The 16,322-nt window shown below is 63.0% G+C and carries 15 protein-coding genes; 14 read left to right on the forward strand and 1 reads right to left on the reverse strand.

Annotated elements, in window-relative coordinates:
- Positions 1-5: 5 nt before the first annotated feature.
- Positions 6-905, forward strand: coding sequence for an ABC transporter permease (locus tag NKJ01_RS15105; RefSeq protein ID WP_352728998.1), 900 nt, complete (start codon positions 6-8; stop codon positions 903-905).
- 35 nt (positions 906-940) lie between these two features.
- On the forward strand, positions 941-1,960 hold the full coding sequence (locus NKJ01_RS15110) for an aliphatic sulfonate ABC transporter substrate-binding protein (protein ID WP_352729000.1): 1,020 nt from the start codon (positions 941-943) through the stop codon (positions 1,958-1,960).
- A gap of 59 nt (positions 1,961-2,019) precedes the next feature.
- Here NKJ01_RS15110 and NKJ01_RS15115 read toward each other — a convergent pair whose 3' ends face one another.
- Positions 2,020-3,048 (reverse strand): LacI family DNA-binding transcriptional regulator, encoded by a 1,029-nt coding sequence (locus NKJ01_RS15115; protein WP_352729002.1) that lies wholly within the window; start codon positions 3,046-3,048, stop codon positions 2,020-2,022.
- 336 nt (positions 3,049-3,384) lie between these two features.
- Between NKJ01_RS15115 and NKJ01_RS15120 the strand changes: the two genes are divergently transcribed.
- The 12 genes from NKJ01_RS15120 to NKJ01_RS15175 all read left to right on the forward strand — a co-directional run bounded on the left by NKJ01_RS15120 (position 3,385) and on the right by NKJ01_RS15175 (position 16,312).
- The gene (locus NKJ01_RS15120) at positions 3,385-4,998 is read left to right on the forward strand and encodes an extracellular solute-binding protein (RefSeq protein ID WP_023760991.1); all 1,614 of its coding nucleotides are present in this window, start codon (positions 3,385-3,387) and stop codon (positions 4,996-4,998) included.
- An 81-nt stretch (positions 4,999-5,079) separates the two neighbouring features.
- Complete coding sequence (locus NKJ01_RS15125) at positions 5,080-5,940, forward strand: carbohydrate ABC transporter permease (RefSeq protein ID WP_352729004.1); 861 nt, start codon at positions 5,080-5,082, stop codon at positions 5,938-5,940.
- Complete coding sequence (locus NKJ01_RS15130) at positions 5,937-6,896, forward strand: carbohydrate ABC transporter permease (protein WP_352729006.1); 960 nt, start codon at positions 5,937-5,939, stop codon at positions 6,894-6,896. The genes NKJ01_RS15125 and NKJ01_RS15130 overlap by 4 nt, the downstream gene beginning before the upstream one ends.
- The gene (locus tag NKJ01_RS15135; RefSeq protein ID WP_352729008.1) at positions 6,893-7,984 is read left to right on the forward strand and encodes an ABC transporter ATP-binding protein; all 1,092 of its coding nucleotides are present in this window, start codon (positions 6,893-6,895) and stop codon (positions 7,982-7,984) included. The genes NKJ01_RS15130 and NKJ01_RS15135 overlap by 4 nt, the downstream gene beginning before the upstream one ends.
- A gap of 1 nt (position 7,985) precedes the next feature.
- Entirely contained in the window at positions 7,986-9,062 is a 1,077-nt protein-coding gene (locus tag NKJ01_RS15140) for an ABC transporter ATP-binding protein (RefSeq protein WP_352729010.1), read from the forward strand.
- A 35-nt stretch (positions 9,063-9,097) separates the two neighbouring features.
- Positions 9,098-10,195, forward strand: a complete 1,098-nt coding sequence (locus tag NKJ01_RS15145) for a Gfo/Idh/MocA family protein (protein ID WP_352729012.1) — start codon at positions 9,098-9,100, stop codon at positions 10,193-10,195.
- 26 nt (positions 10,196-10,221) lie between these two features.
- Complete coding sequence (locus tag NKJ01_RS15150; RefSeq protein WP_352729014.1) at positions 10,222-11,136, forward strand: sugar phosphate isomerase/epimerase family protein; 915 nt, start codon at positions 10,222-10,224, stop codon at positions 11,134-11,136.
- Positions 11,137-11,194: 58 nt separating this feature from the next.
- A complete protein-coding gene (locus tag NKJ01_RS15155; RefSeq protein WP_352729016.1) occupies positions 11,195-12,139 on the forward strand; it encodes a sugar ABC transporter substrate-binding protein in 945 nt (314 codons plus the stop codon).
- A 59-nt stretch (positions 12,140-12,198) separates the two neighbouring features.
- The gene (locus NKJ01_RS15160; RefSeq protein ID WP_352729018.1) at positions 12,199-13,203 is read left to right on the forward strand and encodes an ABC transporter permease; all 1,005 of its coding nucleotides are present in this window, start codon (positions 12,199-12,201) and stop codon (positions 13,201-13,203) included.
- Entirely contained in the window at positions 13,200-13,982 is a 783-nt protein-coding gene (locus NKJ01_RS15165; RefSeq protein ID WP_352729075.1) for an ATP-binding cassette domain-containing protein, read from the forward strand. Before NKJ01_RS15160 ends, NKJ01_RS15165 begins: the two co-directional genes overlap by 4 nt.
- A 16-nt stretch (positions 13,983-13,998) precedes the next feature.
- Entirely contained in the window at positions 13,999-15,180 is a 1,182-nt protein-coding gene (locus NKJ01_RS15170) for an aldose 1-epimerase family protein (protein WP_352729020.1), read from the forward strand.
- A 49-nt stretch (positions 15,181-15,229) separates the two neighbouring features.
- Positions 15,230-16,312 (forward strand): fatty acid desaturase family protein, encoded by a 1,083-nt coding sequence (locus tag NKJ01_RS15175; RefSeq protein ID WP_352729021.1) that lies wholly within the window; start codon positions 15,230-15,232, stop codon positions 16,310-16,312.
- Positions 16,313-16,322 lie beyond the last annotated feature (10 nt).

The following is a 16,322-nucleotide window of genomic DNA, read 5'->3' on the forward strand; positions in this document are numbered from 1 at the left end:
GACCCATGGCTTATCTGACCGAAAAGTTTGGCACCGCCGGAGCGCTTGATCTGTTTGCCGGAGCTGGCGAAACGGTAGCCGCCGCCAGAGTCCCCGCCATCAAGGCCCACAGTGCCAAAACCCGGAGCACGAAAGCGAGCCACGGCACCTTGGTCTACGGCCTGCCGCTGCTCGGCCTGTTCTTCCTGCTGTGGGAGATCGCGCCACGGCTCGGCTGGCTGAACCGCATCTTCTTTCCGCCGCTGAGCGGGGTGCTGGTCGCCTGGTGGGACCTGCTCGCCTCGGGCGTGCTGGTCGAGCACATCGGTATCAGCCTGCAGCGCGCGGCCATCGGCTTCGCGCTTGGTGTCCTGGTTGCCATTCCGCTCGGCCTGTTGATGGGGCGCTACTCGCTGTTCGAGAAGGTCAGCGATCTCCTGGTGCAGACGCTGCGCAACACCTCTCAATTCGCGCTGCTGCCGGTGTTCATACTTTTGCTCGGCATTGGCGAGGAATCGAAGGTGGCGATCACCTTCTACTCCTCGGTCTTTTTTCTTCTCGTCAACACGATCAGCGGCGTCAAGTCGGTCGATCCGCTGCTGATCAAGGCGGCGCGCTCGATGGGCACGTCCGATTTCGATCTGTTCCGGAAGGTCATCCTGCCGGCCAGCATTCCCTCGATCGTCGCCGGCGCGCGGCTGGCGGTGAAATCCTCGTTGTTCGCGGTGATCGGCGCCGAGATGCTGGCGGCCAAGTCCGGCCTCGGTTTCCTCATCCAGAACTCGCAGCTGATGATGGAAACGGCCGACATGTACGCCGGCATCCTGACGCTCACCGTCATCGGGCTGACCGTCAACTACCTGCTCGTCTGGTTCGAGCGTTGGGCGACCGCCTGGAAGAGCCAGTCCGAGACTTCGCTCATTTAAGCCCCTCATTCATCCCAATCAGGAAGGATTTTTCCATGTCCAGCATCTCGTTCCACGGATTTCGCCGGCTGCTCCTGAAGGGCGCCATTGCTGTCGTCATCGGCCTTGGCGGCATGCCTGCCTTTGCGCAGGACAAGCCAGATGTCATCCGCATCGGCAGCACAGCGCCCGGGCACCTCAAATTCATTCTCGCCCAGAAGGACGGCTGGTGGGAGAAGGAATTCGCCAAGGACGGCATCAAGGTCGAACTGGTGACCTTCAATGGCGGCTCGGAGGCGACGACGGCGCTGGCCACCGGCGCGATCGAGTTCACCTATACCGGCAACAATCCGGCGCTGCGCGTCGCGGCGTCCGGTGCCGACGTCAAGCTGATCGGTGTGTCGAGCTACGTGAAGGCAGGCGGCTCTTACATCATCGTCAAAGCCGACTCGCCGCTGAAGACGCTGCAGGATCTCAAGGGCAAGAAGGTTGCCTATCTCACCGGCACGGTGCGGCATTCGAATTTCAGCAAGGCGCTGAACAGCGTCGGCCTGAGCACGAATGATCTCGAAGGGTTGAACCTGCCTTTCGAGGCGTCCGGTCCGGCGCTGCTGCGCGGCGACATCGACGCCATCGTCGAGACGGATTCGACGGCGGCCAAGCTGGTCGACACCGGCGAGGCGCGCGTGCTGTTCGACACCGGCACGCATCCGGAATGGAACGTGCCCAACGTCATCTCGGTCAACGGCGCCTTCGCGTCGAAATACCCAGATCTCGTCAAGCGGCTGCTCAAGGTCGATATCGAGATTTCGCGCTGGGCCGACGCGCACCCCGACGAAACGATCAAGACCTTTGTCGAGGCGACCAAGTCGTCGGAAAAATCCGTGCGCAAGACCTATGCCGACGGCGTGTTCCACCAGGACCCGAAGCTCACCGACGATGCGATCACCGCTTTGCAGGGTGAGGAAAAATTCATGGCAAGCGCCGGGTTGCTGAAGGGGTCGATCAACTACGGCAAATGGGTCGACAAGAGCTTCGTCGATGGTGCTGCCGCGGAAGTCGCTGCCGTCCAGTAGATCGGAAAGACCGAGCGGGGCGGGCGCCTTTTGGCGCGCCGCGCCGCTCGTTCGGTCCGTCAGATCTCCGGGATATTCTCCTTGAAGATCACCTGTAGCCTTGGCTGATGCAGTTCATAGGGCAACCCCCTGACAGCATGGGCCAAGGTGTTGAGCGCCTCGCGGGCCTCGACGCGTGGGTTCTGGTCGATGACCGCGTCGAGCGTGCCGTCGAGCAGAAGATCCTTGGTGCCGTCCGTCACCTCATGGCCGAGGAAGACCATGGACCGGGCGCGGCCGCGCTCCTTGAGCGCGCGGGCGATGCCGGTGTTGCCGGCGCCGACATTGTAGATCGCGGCAAGGTCGGGATGCCGCTCCAGCAGGGCGGATGCCTCCGAATAGGCCTTTTCGCGGTCGTCGAGCATTTCGCGCATTTCGACGATCTGCAGATTGGGCGATTCCTCCGTCAGGATATGGCGGAACCCCATCTCGCGTTCCTCATGGCCGCGATAGGACAGCGAGCCGGCGAACAGCGCCACCTTGCCCGGCCGTCCCGGTCCCATGAAGCGGCTGAGCAGATAGCCGGCGAGCCGCCCGGCGGCGCGGTTGTCGATGCCGATATAATCGACCCTGGGCACATGCAGGATGTCGGAGGCGATGGTCACCACCTTGATGTCGTTGGCCGACAGCGAGCGGATCGCCTCGCGCACCGTCGGGTGGTCGAGCGCAATGACGCCAACGCCTTGCGTCTGTCCGCGTAAGTCCTGCAGCAGGCGGGCGAGGCCGTCCGGGTTGAACCCTTCGATGGTGGCGATGTGCACATCGAGGTCGGGCCGTAACTGCGCCTGCGCCTCGATCTGGCGGTGCAGCATCTTGATGAATGAATTGGTGCCGGCGGGCAGCGCGAAATCGAGCCGGATGACATCGCCTTGCAAATGCCGCGGTGGCGCCCCGTTCGGGCTTTCGGCGATGTAGCCAAGCCGCTGCGCCATTTCGAGCACGATTTCTCGCGTGCGCGCCCGCACGCCGGGGCGGTTGTTGAGCACTCGGTCGACCGTGGCGGCCGAGACACCGGCTTCCCGGGCTATGTCAGTCAGGGTGGACCGCACCGTCTTTCATCTCCTGCATGCGTCAGGTCGGCTGGCGACGGCTTTCGCGCCGTCCGCGATTCTGATGGGAAATGATGTATCCGCCCTTAGCCGATGCGCAAGCCGCCGCGCTAAATCAGCTCGTCCGGCAAGGCTGCGCGGCGCCGGGAGCAGCCGTTTCCCCTCAAATCGAGGCATCAGAAGAGACCTGTAGATCCCGGTTTTGCGCATTTCCCCACCCTATTTGCGATGTTGTGATGTGTTTTGACTACTTATGATGTTGACAGGCTTCCCATGCTGCCGTCAATATCCCTCACAGGGTCGTGGAGGAAACGTGGCCCTAAGGGAGGAGTTTCAATGTCCAATTTGATCCGCATCTCGCGGCGTCGCTTGCTGGCGTCCGGAGGAAAGGCGGCCGTGATCGTGGCCGCCACCGGCATTGCGCCGCAATTCATTCGTCCCGGCCGAGCCTATGCGGCCGACGCGCTGGCGCCGGGCATGATCGGCGGCCCGACGGGCTTCGATGGGGCCGAGCGCTATCAGTATAGCGCCGAAACGCCGGAAGGCCGCGCGATCGAGGCGGCCAAGGCGCTAAAGGGGGCCGGCAAGGCGCCGGCCAAGATCGTGCTCGGCCTGTCCGACGGCTCGATCGGCCAGCTCACGCAGCCATTCCCGGCCGGCGCGCCCTCGATCAAGGATCTGTGGGAAAAGGAGACCGGCATTCCGATCGAAATCGTCGGACTGCCGAACGGCCAGGAATTCACCAAGACGATGCAGGACATCTCCACCAAGGGTGGGGCCTACGACATCTATTCGACTGAATGGAACCGCCTCGGCGACCTCGCCGAAACCGGCGGCATCGCAAAGCTCGACGACTTCGTCGCGCAGCACAAGCCCGAGTGGGACGATCCCACGAACGGCTATGTCAACGGCGCCAAGGGCGTATCGCTGCTCAACAAATACCGCGGCTCGAACTATGGCGTGTCGCTGGACGGCGACTTCCAGACCTGGGTCTACCGCGCAGACCTGTTCGGCGACGAAGCCGAGAAGAAAGCGTTCAAGGACAAATACGGCTACGATCTGGCCCCGCCGAGAACCTGGAAGCAGCATGGCGATATCGCCGCCTTCTTCCAGCGCCCGGACAAGGGCCTGTTCGGCTCGACCGATCTGCGCAACCAGGGCTGGGGCTACACCAACTGGTATCAGCGCTACGTCTCGATGGCCTCGCCCAACCAGTTCCTGTTTGGCGACGACGGCAAGCCGATGATCAATTCGGAACAAGGCATTGCGGCGACCAACGAATATGTCGCTTCGCTCGCGCATCATTCGCCGGATGCGATCTCCTGGGGTTGGCCCGAGCAATACGGCAACTTCGCCAAGGGCGGCGCGGCGATGACCTGCGCCTTCTCCAACTTGCCGAAATTCCTCGACAATGTCGGTAACAAGGATTCGGCTGTCACCGGCAAGATCGGCTCGATGCTGCCGCCCGGGCGCGAGATAGACGGCAAGCTGATCAGCCGTTCCGTGCTCTGGTTCTCGCTTACCGGCATGGTCTCGGCGCAGTCGAAAAACCAGGAGGCCGCCTACCTCCTGCTGCAATGGCTGGGTTCCGCCCGCATCTACGCGTGGATGAGCGCCAACCCCGGTGGTTACCTGGACCCGTTCCGGCTCTCCGATTTCTCCGATCCGCTGGTGCGCCAGACCTATCATGCCTACCACATGGACGTGGTGCGCGAGACGGTGGCCCGCACCGTGCCGACCATCAACTATCCCGGCGCAACCGCCTTCCACAATGCGCTCGACGAGAACCTGATGGCGGCGCTGACCAAGGCCAAGACATCGGAGCAGGCGATGGCCGACACCGAGGCCGAGTGGAAGAAGATCGCCCGGCGCACCGGCGAGGACAAACTGCTCGAAGCCATCAAGACCAACAAGGAGGCCTGGCCGACTGTTCTCGATCCGATCGTCTGATCCGTCTCCCTTGATCACACCGAAGGAGGGGAGGAGGTTGCTTCTCCCCTCCGCCCACAACGCCACCAGCAAAGCCGCCAGATGAAGCGTTCCATTCCTTTCCTGATGTTCCGCTACGCCGCGATCTTCGCAGCCATGGCGGTGACGCTGGTGCCAATCCTGTGGATGGTATCGATGGCGTTCAAGCCGATCGCGGAATGGTCGGCGACCGGCGCCGACCTGACATGGTGGCCGAAGAACCCGACGCTCAGCAATTTCCGTTTCGTTTTCGGCGAATCGACCAACAATCTGATTGTCGCGCTCGACCACACGGCGCTGAAGCCTATCCTCTCATCGTTGCTGTCGGCGGTTTTCGGCACGGTGATCGCCATGTCGGCGGGCACTGCCGCGGCTTACGGCCTGTCGCGTTTCGGCTCCGGCCAGAACCTGCCGCTGGCCTTGATCCAGCTGCGGCTGTTTCCGCCGATGGCGGTCATGATCCCGGTGATGATCATGTGGGCCTTCCTCAACTTCACCGACAGCTGGTGGGGGTTGGCGCTGATCTACGGCATCGTCACCTTGCCCTTCGCCTTCTGGCTGATGAAGACTTTCTTCGACGACATGCCGCGCGAGATCGAGGAGGCGGCCCTTGTCGAAGGCTGTTCGCGGCTGCGCGTCTTCACTCGCATCACGCTGCCGATGATGCGCGCGCCGCTGGCGAGTGCCGCGCTCTTCGTCTTCATCCTCAACTGGTCGGACTATCTGATCGCGCTGCTTCTGACGACGCGCGAATGGGTGACGATCCCGGTCTACATGGCTTCGTTGTCGTCCTCGATGACCGGGCAGCTCTATGGCGCCAAGGCAGCGCTCGGCCTGATCGCTGCCGTGCCGCCGGTCATCATGGGCATCGCCATCCAGCGCCATCTGGTGCGCGGGCTGACTTTCGGGGCGCTCAAGCAATGAGCGCGGTGACTGCCATGATTTCAGGGGACAAGATGAAAGCCGTCGGAGCAAGGCCGGTTTCGCGCGACGAGGGCGCAAGGCTGGGTTTCCGGCTGACGCTGCCGGCGCAGATCCTGGTGCTGTTCATCTCGGCCTTCCCGCTGTTGATGCAACTGTACATCAGCGTGACCGACTGGTCGCCGCTGTCGGGCCTTGGCTGGTGGAATGCCTGGTCGCTGTGGAACAGCTTTGCCAACTACACTGACCTTGCCGCCGATGCGCGCTTCTGGAGCGCGTTGAAGCGCACGGCCATCGTCATGATCGTCTGCGTACCGGCGGAGTTCCTGCTCGGGCTGGCGCTGGCGACGCTGTTTGCCGACGATTTTCCGGGCAAGCGCATATTCTACTCGGTCCTGCTGATGCCGATGATGGTGGTGCCGGCGGTGGCCGGCTACATGTTCTTCATGCTGTTCCAGTCGGGCGGCCCGGTGAACGACATATTGTCGGCGCTTACCGGTTCTCCCGTCACCATCGCCTGGCTGTCGGACCCGACGCTGGCGCTGATTGCCGTCATGGTCGCCGACATCTGGCAGTGGACGCCGCTGATGTTCCTCGTCCTGCTCGCCGGCCTGGTCGGCGTGCCGGAGGACCAGATCAAGGCGGCGACGCTGCTCGGTGCCAATCCGTGGCAGCGCTTCGTCACCATCGTGCTGCCTAAGATGAAGACGATCATCATCATCGCACTGGCGATCAGGGTGATCGAGAACTTCAAGATTTTCGACACGCTCTACATCATGACCGGCGGTGGCCCCGGCGTCGCCACCGAGACCATCTCCGTCTACATCTACAAGCTCACCACGCAGGATTTGATCTGGGGCTATGTGGCGGCGATTGCGCTGGCCATCTTGATCGTGCTCTCGATCGTCGCGGTGTTCGCCATGAAGCGCATGGCGCGGGCAAGGCAGGTGCCGGCATGAGCGCGATCCACCTGCAGAACCTGGTCAAGAAATTCGGCGACTTCACCGCGCTGAAGACCATGGACCTGGCAATATCAGACGGCGAGTTCATGGCGCTGCTCGGGCCATCGGGCTGCGGCAAATCGACGACGATGAACATGATCGCCGGCATGGAGGAACCGACCGGCGGCAAGATCCTGTTTGGCGAGCGCGACATGGCCGGCGTGCCGATGGGGCGGCGCGGCGTCGGCTTCGTGTTCCAGAATTATGCCATCTTCACCCATATGACGGTGCGCCAGAACCTCGCCTACGGGCCGAAGATGTACGGCACAGCGAAAGCCGAGATCGACCGCCGTGTTGGTGCGATCGCCGAGATGCTGCAACTGACGCCGCTGCTCGACCGTAAGGCCGACCGGCTGTCGGTCAACATCCTGCAGCGTGTGGCGATCGGCCGCTCGGCGATCATGGAGCCGGCGATCTTCCTGCTCGACGAGCCGCTGTCCAATGTTGACGCCGCTTTCCGGGCGGTGATGCGCACCGAACTGAAGCAGCTGCAGCGCCAGTTCCGCCAGACCATGGTCTATGTCACCCACGACCAGCTCGAGGCGATGACCATGGCCGACCGCATCGCGGTCATGGATCACGGCGTGCTGCAGCAGGTCGGCACGCCGCTCGAGGTCTACAACGATCCGGCCAATGTCTTCGTCGCCCGCTTCATCGGCGCGCCGGGCATGAACCTGCTCAAGGGAAGACCCGCGGAAAGCGACCGCGGGCTGGTCATCGATCTCGGACCGTTGGGCATCACCCCGCCGCTACCGAGTGATCTCGCGGCGGCTATGCGCGGCGCGCGCGGCGAAGTGCTTTACGGATTCCGGCCGGAACAGGCGACGCTGGTGGAGAATGGTCAGGGTCTCGCCATGCGGGTCACCTTCGTCGAGCGGATCGGGGCGCGCACCATCGTTCACCTCGGGCAGGGCGAGGCTGCCGTAAAGACAGTGTTCGACAATGATGTCGGCCTGGCGATCGGCGACACCGCCATCGTCGCACCCACCGTGTCGTCGGTGCGCGTCTTCGACGCCGCTAGCGGCCTTGCGATCAAGGCAGGTTGAGATGGCCGATGTCGTCTTTCGCAATGTGACCAAGCGCTACGGCAACACGCTCGCTGTCGACGACGCTTCATTCACGGTCAACGACAATGAGTTCTTCTGCTTCTTCGGTCCACCGCTGTCGGGCAAGTCGACCATCCTGCGTCTGGTGCTAGGGCTGGAGACGCCAGACTCGGGAGAAATCCTGATCGGCGGCAGACCGGTCAACACTGTGTCGCCGGCCGAGCGAAACGTGGCGATGGTGTTCCAGAACCTGGCGCTGTTCCCGCATATGAGCGCGCTCGACAATGTCCGCTTCCCCCTGGTCGAACGCCGGGTCGCCGAGGTCGAGATCAAAAGGCGGGTCGCCGACGTCGCGGCGAAGCTGCATATCGGCCATATCCTGCACAAGCCGCCGGGACAGCTTTCGGGCGGCGAACGACAACGCGTCGCGATTGCGCGTGCGCTGGTGCGCGATCCCAACGCCTATCTGATGGACGATCCGATCTCGGCGCTCGACGCCAGGCTGCGCGAAGAGACGCGCGTCGAGCTGAAGCGCATCCAGCGCGAGCTCGGCAAGACGCTGATCTATGTCACGCACGACCAGGAAGAGGCGATGTCGGTCGCCGACCGCATCGCAATGCTGGAGGACGGCAGGATCAGGCAGATCGGTGCACCGGCCGAACTCTATGACCATCCGGCCAGCACCTATGTGGCGCGGCTGCTTGGCTCGCCGATGATGAACATCTTGAAATCGGCGCGCGGCGAGGGCGGTGTCGAGGCGGCCGAAGGTACGATCCGCATTGCCGACATGGCGGCTCCCACTGATGCCGTCGAGATCGGGCTGAGGCCGGAAGACATCAAGGTCAGACCGTGGCCCATCGAGGGAAAAGAGGACGGGGGCTCGGGCCGCCCGGCGCGGGTGTTCGAGGTCGAGCCGCTTGGCGGCTACACCGTGGTGACGCTCGCTGCCGGGCAGGCGCGGCTGAAGGCATTGCTGCGCGGCCAGCCCGACATCCGGCCGGACGCGATGGTGGCGATATCCTGCGAGCCGGCCAGGGTGCATTATTTCGGACAGAGCGGGGGAGCGCTGGCACGATGACGGCGGCCGCAAGGAAAGAGTCTCGGGAGGATCAGATGGCACACAAGGGTTTCGAGCCGGATGTGAAGGTCCGAACCAAGGAATACCGGATCGGCTGCGTCGGCGCCGGCATGATCATGGCCGAGTGCCATCTCGCTGCCTACAAGGAAGCTGGATTCCCGGTGGTGGCGATCGCCTCGCGCACCAAAGCCAGCGCCGAGAAGGTGGCGACGCGCTGGGCCATCCCGACCGTCCACGACACGCCGGAGCAGCTGATCGAGGACGAAAATGTCGAGATCATCGACCTTGCCTTTCCGCCCGACCTACAGCCGGCGCTAATCCGTCATGCACTGAAGCAGAAGCACATCAAGGCGATCCTGGCGCAGAAGCCATTGGCGCTGTCGGTCGAGGAGGCGGTCAAGCTGCGCGACGAGGCGGCCAAGGCCGGCAAGATCCTCTCGGTCAACCAGAACATGCGCTACGACCAGTCGATGCGCGTCTTGAAGCAGATCATCGACAGCGGCGCGCTGGGCGACATCGTCTTCGCGCAGATCGACATGCACGCCATCCCGCACTGGCAGAGCTTCCTGGAGGATTACGACCGGCTGACGCTCGCCAATATGAGCGTGCACCATCTCGACGTGCTGCGCTTCCTGTTCGGCGACCCGGATGAAATCACCACGCTGACGCGCAAGGATCCGCGCACGAAATTCGACCACTCCGACGGCATCACCGTGTCGACGCTGCGCTTCCCTTCCGGCGTTCTCGCCGTCTCGCTGGAGGATGTCTGGTCCGGTCCGCGCCAGGATGGCTACAAGGACGACCAGCATATCAACTGGCGTGTCGACGGCACCAAGGGCGTCGCCAAGGGCACCATCGGCTGGCCGACGGGAGCGGCCTCGACGCTGACCTACGCCTCGACCGAGACCACCGGCGGCGAATGGATCAGCCCGAGCTGGGACACAATGTGGTTCCCGCATGCCTTTATCGGTGTGATGGAACAGCTCCAGCACGCGGTGAAGACCGGCACGCCGCCGGCGCTGTCGGTGGCCGACAACGTCAAGACGATGGCGCTGGTCGAGGCGGGTTACCGCTCGATCGACGAGGGCCGCACCGTCAAACTTTCCGAGATATCGACAACTTCAATCAACTGAATCGCTTACAGGGAGGAATTCACACCATGATGCAGGCTGGTATTTTCACGGGCTATTTCCCGTACGGTCTCGAAGAGACGGCGAAGAAAATCCGCGGGCTGGGTTTCAACACGGTGCAGCTCGACCTCCACTTCAAGGATGTCGACCTGTCGGCCGGGCAGATCACCAGGGACAAGGCCAAGACGGTGCGCGACGTCTTCCGCGACCACAATCTGCCGGTCTGCTGCGTGTCGGGCTACACCAACATCATCCATCCCGACAAGACCGAGCGCGACAAGCGCGTCGGCTACCTCAAGGAAATCATCCGCAACGCCCGCCATTTCGGCTCGCCTTACGTGATCTCGGAAACCGGCACTTACAACACTGAATCCGACTGGGTGCATCACCCCAAGAACAAGACCGAGGAAGGGTTCGAGGAATGCCGCAAGGTGGTCGCTGATCTTGCCCAGACGGCCCATGATCACGGCGCGGTGTTCCTGCTTGAGACCTATGTCAACAACGTCGTCGGCTCGGTCGAGGAGACGGTGAAGATGTTCGCGCAGGTCGATCATCCCGGCCTCGGCCTTCTGATGGATCCGACCAATTATTTCGAGACGCACAACATCGACAGGATGGACCAGATCCTGAACCAGGTGTTCGACACGTTGACCGACAAGATCAGAATAGCCCACGCCAAGGACGTCAAGCGTTCGGGCGGCGACAAGTCCGAGAAGCACGCCGATATCGGCGACGAGGATGCGCTGGAGAGCCACACGTTCCGTGGCGTCGGTGAGATCGAACTGCCGGCACCCGGCCTCGGCTCGCTGAACTACGACCTCTACCTCCAGCGGCTGGCGCAAAAGCATCCGAACATCCCGGTCATCATCGAGCACCTCTCGGAAGACGACGTGCCGCGCGCCAAGAAATTCCTCGACGGGAAGTTCCGCGCCAACGGTCTGTGACGGTCACCGCGCGCCGTCGGTTTGCGGCGGCGCGGCTGCAAGCAAGGGAGGAAGAAAAATGTTGAAATTCGCATTGAAGCTGACGGCTGCCGCAGCGCTGCTCGCCGGCGTCGCGCTGGGTTCGCCGGCACTGGCGCAGGATGGCCAGAAGACCTTCTATCTGCTGTCACATGGTGGTCCGTCGGATGCGTTCTGGCTTGACTGGAATGCCGGCGCCACCAAGGCCTGCGATCAGCTCAAAGTGACCTGCAAAATCTCCTTCAGCGGCGGCGACATGGCGGCGCAGAAGGAGGCCTTCAACTCCGCGCTTGCCGCCAAGCCCAACGGTATCGCCACGACATCGGCGCAGCCGGGCTTGTGGACCGAGGAGGTCAAGGCGGCCAAGGCAGCCGGCATCCCGATCGTGTTCTTCAACACGGACGATCCGGCGACCGGACGGAAGGCCTATGTCGGTGCCGACCTCAAGGAGGCCGGCGTCATCTGGGCCAAATACCTCGTCGACCACAAGATGGTGAAGCAGGGCGACAAGGTGTTCCTGCCGGTAGAGGTGCCTGGCGCCAGCTACCAGCAACTCGAAACCGAAGGCATCGCCAGTGTGTTCGATCCGCTCGGCATCAAATATGACGTGGTCGATTGCGGCACCGATCCGGCTGGCATCATCGCCAAGATGACCGACTATATGGTTGCCAACAATCCGCCGGCGATCATCGCGCTCGGCGATTCCGTGGCGGCCAGCGTCAAGCGGGTGTTCGATGGCGCCGGCGTGCCGGCCGGCAAGATCCCGGTCGTTGGCTGGGGCAATTCGAAGGAGACCGCGGAAGCCGTCAAATCCGGCTTCGTCAACGCCGCTGCCTGGCAGTTCCCCTCGGCGCAAGGCTTCATGCCGGTGGCACTGCTTGGGCTCGCCGCCTCCGGTGAGCCGATCGGCTACGACATCCACACGTTCAGCCTCTACGACGCCGCGAGCGTTGAACCAATCCTGAAGCTCTACAACACGAAGTAAAAAGGCGATGCCCGTGGCGTAGGCCGCGGGCATTTTTTCAAAGCATGGTTCAAGCAGTCATGACGATCGCAGCAGAAGACGAAATGCCTGTCGGGAAACGCAGATCGAGCCTCATGCGCTCGCCGCAATTCTCCTCACTCGTCATCCTCATAGTACTGCTTGCGGTGTTCGCCGTCGCCGACGCCAATTTCCTGTCGCCGCTCAACGTCTCCAACATAATGGCGTTCCTGCCCGAGCTCGGCATCATTGCGCTTGGCATGACGCTGCTTTTGACGGCGGGTGAGTTCGATCTGTCGGTCGGCGCCGTGTTCGGGCTGGCGCCGGTGGTGGTGATGCTCCTGGTGCAGAATGGCGAAGCAAGCATCGGCGTGGCGCTGCTGGCAGGACTTCTGCTGTGCGTCGCGATCGGGGCGATCAACGGGTTGATCGTGACCAAGATCGGCATTTCGTCCTTCCTGGTCACGCTGTCGATGCTGCTCGTGGTGCGTGGCGCAGCGCTCTACATCACACAGGGCTTTCCGCTGAAATCCTGGGACCAGCCCGGCTTCTTCGCGACACTGCTGGCCGGCAGCTTCAATGTCGGTTCGTTCCGGTTCTACACCTCGCTGTGGTGGTTCATCGGCCTGTCGCTGTTGGCGATCTATGTCCTGCGCTACGCCAAGCTCGGCAACTGGATCAGCGCCATCGGCTCCAATCGCAACGCGGCGGTGGCGCGCGGCGTGCCGGCGGACGCCGTCAAAGTGTGGCTGTTCATCTTGACTTCGGTTCTGGCGGGACTGGCCGGCATGATTAGCGCCTTCCGCATTTCGGCGGCGTCGCCAGTCGCCGGCACCGGCTATGAACTCGAAGTGATCGCCATGGTCGTGGTAGGCGGCACGGCGCTGACCGGCGGGCGCGGCACTATCCTGGGCACCATCGTCGGTGCGCTGATGCTGCGTGCGATCCGCAACGGCATCGTGCTGATCGGCGTGCCGGGGCTCGCCTACAACATCTTCGTCGGCGTCATCATTCTCGCCATGCTCATCCTGCACGCTTTGCTGCAGAAGAACGCCGCAAGGAGCTGACGATGGAAGTGCTTCGGCTGCAGAACCTGCAAAAATCCTTCGGTAGCGTGCGCGCGCTGAAGAATGCGTCCTTCGCCCTCAACGAGGGCGAGGTGGTGGCCTTGCTCGGCGACAACGGCGCCGGCAAATCGACGCTGATCAAAGCGATCTCGGGCGTGTTTCCTGTCGATCATGGCGACATCCATGTGCGCGGCGAAAAGGTCTCGATCCGCTCCACGCGCGATGCAATGGATCTCGGCATCGAAACGATCCACCAGGACACGTCGCTGGCGCCGGATCTCAGCATCGCCCGCAATCTGTTTCTCGGCCGCGAGCCGGTCAAGCTGAAGTGGCTGGGCGTGTTCGCGCCGCTCGATCTCGCCAAATTGCGCGATGCCGCATCGGCACTGCTGAAGCGAGTCGGCATCTCGAAAAAGCTTGATGCCGATGCGCTTGTCTCAACGCTGTCGGGCGGTGAGCGGCAGTCGATCGCGATTTCGCGCGCCATGCAGTTCGCCGCCAAGGTCATCATCCTCGACGAGCCGACCAACAATCTCGGCGTCGAAGAAACCCATGGCGTGCTGCGCTTCGTCAAGGAGGTGCGCGACGCCGGCCATTCCGTGCTTCTGATCACCCACAACATCCACCACGTCTTCCAGGTCGCCGACCGCATCATCATCATGCGCCGCGGCGAGATCGTCGCCGAGCAGACGGTTGCCGATACCGATCTCCTGACGGTGGAAAGCATCATCACCGGCGCCGACATGTCGGCCCTGCTGAAAGAGACGAGAGCGAAGTGAGAAAATTGGCCGTCACATGGTAGAACTTTACGGCAAGACGCTTTCGCGCCGGCAGGTCTCGGAACGCTCGGGCATGCTTTCGCAATTCGCCGGCGTGCGGCTGATGACGCTTGGCGACGGGGTGGAACGCGGCATCCGCATGCTGGAGTTCCGCACCGGCTCGGGCCTGCGCTTCACCGCGCTGGTCGACCGGGCGCTCGATATCGCCGACTGCGACTTCAGGGGACAGGCGATCGGCTGGCATTCGCCGAGCGGCTTTCGTCATCCCGGCCTGCACGACTATGAAGGGGAAGGGGGGCTCGCCTGGGCGCGCTCTTTTTCCGGGCTGCTCGTCACCTGCGGCCTCGATCACATATTGGGCCGGGAGGAAGTGCCGGTCGATACCTACAATTATCCGGGCAGGAAGACCGTGGTGCATTCGCTGCACGGCCGCGTCGGCACCATTCCGGCGCGGCTGACCGGTTATGGCGAGGCCTGGGACGGCGACCGCTGCGTGCTGTGGGCCGAAGGCATCGTCCAGCAATCGGCGGTGTTCGGCGAGGACCTGCATTTGCTGCGGCGCATCGAGGCCGATGTCGGCGGCAACGAGATCCGGCTGTCGGACCGCGTCGTCAATCACGGCTTCAACCGTACGCCGCACATGTATTTCTACCATGTCAATGTCAGCCACCCCTTGCTCGATGAGGGCGCGCGCTATCTGGCGCCGATCCGCGACGTCGTCTGGGCCGGCCATGATGGCGAGCGCTACGAGGCGCAGAAGGTCGGCTACCGCACCGTGCCGGCGCCGCGACTGGGTTTCAGCGAGCAGGTCTGGCAGCACGACATGGCGGCGGACGGCAATGGCGAGGTGCCAGTGGCTGTTGTCAACGACCGTCTCGGATTGGGCTTCGAGGTCGTGACCCGCAAGGAGCAGCTGCCTTGCGCCTATCAATGGCAGAATTTCCAGGCGGGGCAATATGCGCTGGGTATCGAACCCTCGACGCATCATGTGCTCGGCAATCTCGCGGCGCGCGAGCGTGGCGAGATGATCTGGCTGGAGCATGGCGAAGGCCGCTCTTATGATGCGGTGTTCCGGGTAATCGACGGCGCCGGCGCGATCGCCGCCGCCGAACGGAGGATCGTCTCGATCGCCAGGCAACCGCAACAGGATTATCCTGCGCCGTCGGGCAACTTTCCGAGACTGGCGGGCAGGTCATGATGCGAAACGAATGCTCCGGCTGGCGGGTCGGAAATCGGAGGTCGATGTGATGGGAAAAAAGCGCGACTACAGCCTGGTCGGCGAAAGCACACGCATCGCGATCGAGACCGGGCTGGCCTCAGCGGAGTGGTACCACACCGACGTTCCTCGCAAGGCGATGAAGGAGCTGATGCAGCGCTCGGACGGGCCGGCGATCCGCGACACGATCATCTGGATATCAGCCATACTGGGCTCCGCCGCCGGCATCGTCTGGTTCTGGGGCACGTGGTGGGTGGTGCCGTTCCTGCTCGTCTACGGCGTGCTCTACGGGTCCTCCAGCGACTCGCGCTGGCACGAGTGCGGCCACGGCACCGCCTTCCGCACCCGGCGGATGAGCGATGTCGTCTACCAGATCGCCAGCTTCATGCTGATGCGCAATCCGGTGACCTGGCGCTGGAGCCATGCCCGCCACCACACCGACACGATCATCGTCGGCCGCGATGCCGAGATCGCGGTGATGCGTCCACCGGACCTCTTGCGCGCCGCGCTTGCCTTCACCGGCATTCTCGATTTCCGCTATTCGCTGCCCACACTGGTGCGCAATGCGTTCGGCAGCATCTCGCCCGACGAGAAGAGTTTTATCCCCGAGATGGAGCTGCGCAAGGTGGTCACCGCCGCGCGCTGGCATATCGCCATCTATGTCGCGGCGATCGCACTGGCGTTCTATTTGTGGTCGTTCCTGCCGCTGGTGCTGATCGGCCTGCCGCGCCTCTATGGCAGCTGGCACATGGTTCTGACGGGCCTGCTGCAGCATATCGGGCTGGCCGACAATGTCACCGACCACCGGCTGAATACGCGCACCGTCTACATGAACCCGGTCAGCCGCTTCATCTACTGGAACATGAATTACCATGTCGAACATCACATGTTCCCGATGGTGCCCTATCATGCGCTGCCGAAACTGCACGAACTCATCAAGCATGACCTTCCGGAGCCCAATCCATCGATGTGGCATGCCTATCGCGAGGTCTGGCCGGTGCTGATCAAGCAGCTCCAGTACGAGGACTACTTCCTCAAGCGCGAATTGCCGCCGACGGCGCGGCCGTACCGCGAGGAGTTCCACGCGCTGACCGTTCCGGCGGCGGCGGAATAGAGCTGCAGGA

Origin of the sequence: Mesorhizobium sp. M0276, assembly GCF_040321755.1 — a bacterium.
Classification (GTDB): domain Bacteria; phylum Pseudomonadota; class Alphaproteobacteria; order Rhizobiales; family Rhizobiaceae; genus Mesorhizobium.

Coding starts and splice junctions, on each gene's coding strand:
- NKJ01_RS15135 (WP_352729008.1), top strand. CDS start 6,893: ATGAGCGCGATCCACCTGCAGAACCTGGTCAAGAAATTCGGCGACTTC.
- NKJ01_RS15140 (WP_352729010.1), top strand. CDS start 7,986: ATGGCCGATGTCGTCTTTCGCAATGTGACCAAGCGCTACGGCAACACG.
- NKJ01_RS15110 (WP_352729000.1), top strand. CDS start 941: ATGTCCAGCATCTCGTTCCACGGATTTCGCCGGCTGCTCCTGAAGGGC.
- NKJ01_RS15155 (WP_352729016.1), top strand. CDS start 11,195: ATGTTGAAATTCGCATTGAAGCTGACGGCTGCCGCAGCGCTGCTCGCC.
- NKJ01_RS15125 (WP_352729004.1), top strand. CDS start 5,080: ATGAAGCGTTCCATTCCTTTCCTGATGTTCCGCTACGCCGCGATCTTC.
- NKJ01_RS15160 (WP_352729018.1), top strand. CDS start 12,199: ATGACGATCGCAGCAGAAGACGAAATGCCTGTCGGGAAACGCAGATCG.
- NKJ01_RS15120 (WP_023760991.1), top strand. CDS start 3,385: ATGTCCAATTTGATCCGCATCTCGCGGCGTCGCTTGCTGGCGTCCGGA.
- NKJ01_RS15145 (WP_352729012.1), top strand. CDS start 9,098: ATGGCACACAAGGGTTTCGAGCCGGATGTGAAGGTCCGAACCAAGGAA.
- NKJ01_RS15105 (WP_352728998.1), top strand. CDS start 6: ATGGCTTATCTGACCGAAAAGTTTGGCACCGCCGGAGCGCTTGATCTG.
- NKJ01_RS15130 (WP_352729006.1), top strand. CDS start 5,937: ATGAGCGCGGTGACTGCCATGATTTCAGGGGACAAGATGAAAGCCGTC.
- NKJ01_RS15150 (WP_352729014.1), top strand. CDS start 10,222: ATGATGCAGGCTGGTATTTTCACGGGCTATTTCCCGTACGGTCTCGAA.
- NKJ01_RS15175 (WP_352729021.1), top strand. CDS start 15,230: ATGGGAAAAAAGCGCGACTACAGCCTGGTCGGCGAAAGCACACGCATC.
- NKJ01_RS15170 (WP_352729020.1), top strand. CDS start 13,999: ATGGTAGAACTTTACGGCAAGACGCTTTCGCGCCGGCAGGTCTCGGAA.